The organism is Clostridium sp., assembly GCF_026168755.1.
Classification (GTDB): Bacteria; Bacillota; Clostridia; order Clostridiales; family Clostridiaceae; genus Clostridium.
Map to the genome: position 1 here is coordinate 1 of NZ_JAPFDR010000094.1, position 3,481 is coordinate 3,481.

A 3,481-nucleotide genomic window follows, 5' to 3' on the forward strand; every position below is an offset into this window, starting at 1 on the left:
AAGTTTAATCATTTGCTCAAATTACTTTGAGTCTTTGTTTTAAGACTCTCAAAAGAATTGCTGGTTTACTTTAACTATATTCTGTTCAATTTTCAAAGACCATTTACTCTGTCGCACCGAAGCGACTTCCTTATCTTATCATTTCTTCCGACTACTGTCAACAACTTTTTTAAAAAAGTTTTAACCTTAATCACTTTTGAAGAAATTATTTTGTAACATCAACAAAAACAATCACTTACTTTGTTTGTTTTTGTCGCTGCTGACGTGATTTATAATATCACTATTCTTTTTTTATTATTATCATTTTTAATTGAATATATTTAAATATATTCAATATTACTTGTTTTTTCTTATTTTTTCTCTTTTTTTCTATTATTGATATACTAGGTAGCGTTTGTGTTATAATTATCTAATATTTATAAATTAATTAGAAAAACTATTCTTAATTAGGAGTGATTATAATGGCAAATATATTGAAAAATGATTGGAAAGATCTTTTAGATGATGAATTTAATAAAGAATATTGTCAAAATTTAAGAATTTTTTTGACAAACGAATATAGAAGTAGAACAATATATCCTGATAAATATGATATCTTTAATGCTCTACACTTTACACCTTATAAAGATATAAAAGTTGTTATACTTGGTCAGGATCCATATCATGGTCCAGGTCAAGCACATGGATTAAGTTTTTCTGTTAATCCAGGCATAAAAATACCTCCTTCATTGCTAAACATATATAAAGAATTAAATTCTGATTTAGGTTGTTATATTCCTAATAATGGGTATTTAAAGAAATGGGCAGATCAAGGAGTATTACTTTTAAATACTTCTCTTACTGTTAGAGCTGGAGCAGCAAATTCACATAAAAATATAGGATGGGAAGTATTTACTGATAAAATAATTTCTTTAGTTAATGAAAAGGAAGATCCTGTTGTATTTTTACTTTGGGGTAATAATGCAATAAAAAAGAAAAATCTAATTACTAATAAAAAGCATTTAATTCTTACTTCTGTTCATCCAAGCCCTTTATCTGCATCTAGAGGCTTTTTTGGAAGTAAGCCATTTTCAAAGATTAATAATTTCTTAATATCTGTTAATAAAAAAGCTATTGATTGGCAAATAGATAATATTTAAAAAAAGTTAGAACATTTTCTTTGTTCTAACTTTTCTATTTGATTAAATATATAAATTTAATTACTTAACCTCTTATTTTTACTGACTTTTTTATAACCCGAATATATAAGAGACAAGATAATTCCAATAACGCCTCCTAAAGCAAAACCAAAAATAACATTTTCTAATAATAATCCTAATAAAATTCCTATTCCAATCCCACTTGCTATTCCTTTAGTCAAGTATTCATAATCTTGATCTGAAAGTATTATTTTTTCTATCATATCTCTTCCCCCTTTTTTATCTATAAATAAATTATATACCCTAATTATTAATTATATCTTAATTTAAACTTAACAATAAATGAAATTTATACACCTTAATCGTCTTTTATATTATATATTTTTCAAAAATTTATTTTTTTACCATTTTAAGTAATTATATCAACCCTTTAGGAGTTTTATTTTAATATCTTTATTTTTTATATAAAAAAAGCAACTTACTATAGTAAGTTGCTTTCCTGGTGGCTCGACCAGGAATCGAACCAGGGACACGAGGATTTTCAGTCCTCTGCTCTACCGACTGAGCTATCGAGCCTCAACAATTTGATTATACATATCATTAGATATTATGTCAAATACTTTTTATAAATTTATTTATTTATTTCTAATATACTTAATAGTACAAGAATTAAATTTAAAGTCATTTTTTATTACTAGTTAAATATAAATATATTATATAACATTTATTCTGGAGGTAACGTTGAAATATTTTATATTTTTAATACTAATATTCATTATTATATTTATGTATTTTTATTATGAAAAAAAATTAACTATAGCTAAAAAAAGGATATTAAGAACTTCTAATCAATTTAATAATATTAGAAATGAATATAGAAATGCTTTAATTAAGAACCAAAATATAGATATACAATTTTTAACTCCTACCGCTAAGGCGGCTATAACCAATTCTAATACAACTGTTTTTCTTGCTCCAATTACTGATTCTCCTAAAGTTAAAGTATTAAATATAAAAATGGAAGTTAAAATTTTAGATAGCGCCATTATAAATGACAAAACCTGGTTCTATGTAAATTTACCTATTGATAGTAATTACAATTGTAGAGGTTGGATTAATAAAGATGATTTTTCATTTATTTATCAGCAATCACAAAGTACACCACCAGTATACCGTTAAAATTTATTATAATTAAAAGAGACCGAGGTAATATTATCTCGGCCTCATTTTTATATACTAAAGTAAATATCTAATTATTATGCCTGCCATCATATATAATAAATAAATTATTATAATAGCTATAAATTGAATATTAAATACTCTTTCATTACTTTTATTATATTTAATACTTAATTCATCTCTACTTATTATTCCTCTTCTAATATTTAATTCCGCTAACTTTCTAATTATGAAATATGCAGCTATTCCAAATGCTAATGCTATTAATCCATAAAATATAGCCATAAATATTTTTTCTGAAACTGCCAAACTTCTTAAACTAACCTCTGTTGCTTGCTCCATAACTGAAGTTCTTTCAGGAATAAAAGATAATAATTTCTGTAATGTTATTGATGTTCCATTTATTAAAAAGTGTATTAACGCTGATGCAAATATTGAATTAGTTATTCTTACTACTAATGCTAATACAAACCCTAATACTGCTGCATACAAAAATTGTTGTGGATCTAAATGCATTATTCCAAATAATAATCCTGTTATAGAACAAGCTAAATAAATATTTTTATCTTCATATCCAGATAAAACTACTCCACGTATTGTAATTTCTTCTGTAATAGCAGGTAATACTGCTATAAGCAAAAGTAAAATTATATATGGCGAATCTACTATACCTGTTACAAAATTTCCAATTTCATTTTCAAAGAAGAACTGAGAAATTAAAGAAAAGAACGTCATTATTGGTTGGCATACAAAAGCTAATAATATTATTAATAGTGAATCTTTAAAATAAAGCTTGTTCAACTTTAATACATCTTTTATAGATTGCTTTGTAATAATTAAATATATAATAGCTGGAAAAATAAATGTTATAACATGACTAATAAGTAACATTGACTTACTATCCGTAATATTAAACCATCTAAATAGCAACCCTACTGGTAAGAATAATTGTAATAATATAATTATTAAAAAATATGTGTTTGCTCTTGATACTTTTTTCATATCTCTCTCCCTTTTTTAAATATGTTAGTGTAAATTTTTCTACACTACTTCTCTTTTTAAATCTTTATATATCAAGGTTTCGCAAGTTTTTTTGTATAAAAAAACAACGACCCCCTAATTTCATGTTAAAATTGAATCTCTTACAAAACAAAAATAACCAT

Annotated in this window: 4 protein-coding genes and 1 tRNA gene; 2 read left to right on the forward strand and 3 right to left on the reverse strand. The window is 24.6% G+C overall.

What is annotated here, in order from left to right; all coding sequences use genetic code 11:
* Positions 1 to 461: 461 nt before the first annotated feature.
* Positions 462 to 1,139 (forward strand): uracil-DNA glycosylase, encoded by a 678-nt coding sequence (locus Q0Y03_RS15220; protein WP_297714636.1) that lies wholly within the window; start codon positions 462 to 464, stop codon positions 1,137 to 1,139.
* 56 nt (positions 1,140 to 1,195) lie between these two features.
* Here the strand turns inward: Q0Y03_RS15220 and Q0Y03_RS15225 are convergent, their stop codons facing one another.
* Positions 1,196 to 1,402, reverse strand: a complete 207-nt coding sequence (locus Q0Y03_RS15225; RefSeq protein ID WP_297714637.1) for a hypothetical protein — start codon at positions 1,400 to 1,402, stop codon at positions 1,196 to 1,198.
* 237 nt (positions 1,403 to 1,639) lie between these two features.
* Positions 1,640 to 1,715 (reverse strand) — tRNA-Phe (locus tag Q0Y03_RS15230).
* Between the two features lie 165 nt (positions 1,716 to 1,880).
* Between Q0Y03_RS15230 and Q0Y03_RS15235 the strand changes: the two genes are divergently transcribed.
* Positions 1,881 to 2,318, forward strand: coding sequence for a hypothetical protein (locus Q0Y03_RS15235; protein WP_297714638.1), 438 nt, complete (start codon positions 1,881 to 1,883; stop codon positions 2,316 to 2,318).
* 57 nt (positions 2,319 to 2,375) lie between these two features.
* Here the strand turns inward: Q0Y03_RS15235 and Q0Y03_RS15240 are convergent, their stop codons facing one another.
* Positions 2,376 to 3,320 carry a type II CAAX endopeptidase family protein gene (locus Q0Y03_RS15240; RefSeq protein WP_297714639.1) on the reverse strand — a complete coding sequence of 315 codons (945 nt, stop codon included), beginning with the start codon at positions 3,318 to 3,320 and terminating at the stop codon, positions 2,376 to 2,378.
* Positions 3,321 to 3,481: the final 161 nt, after the last annotated feature.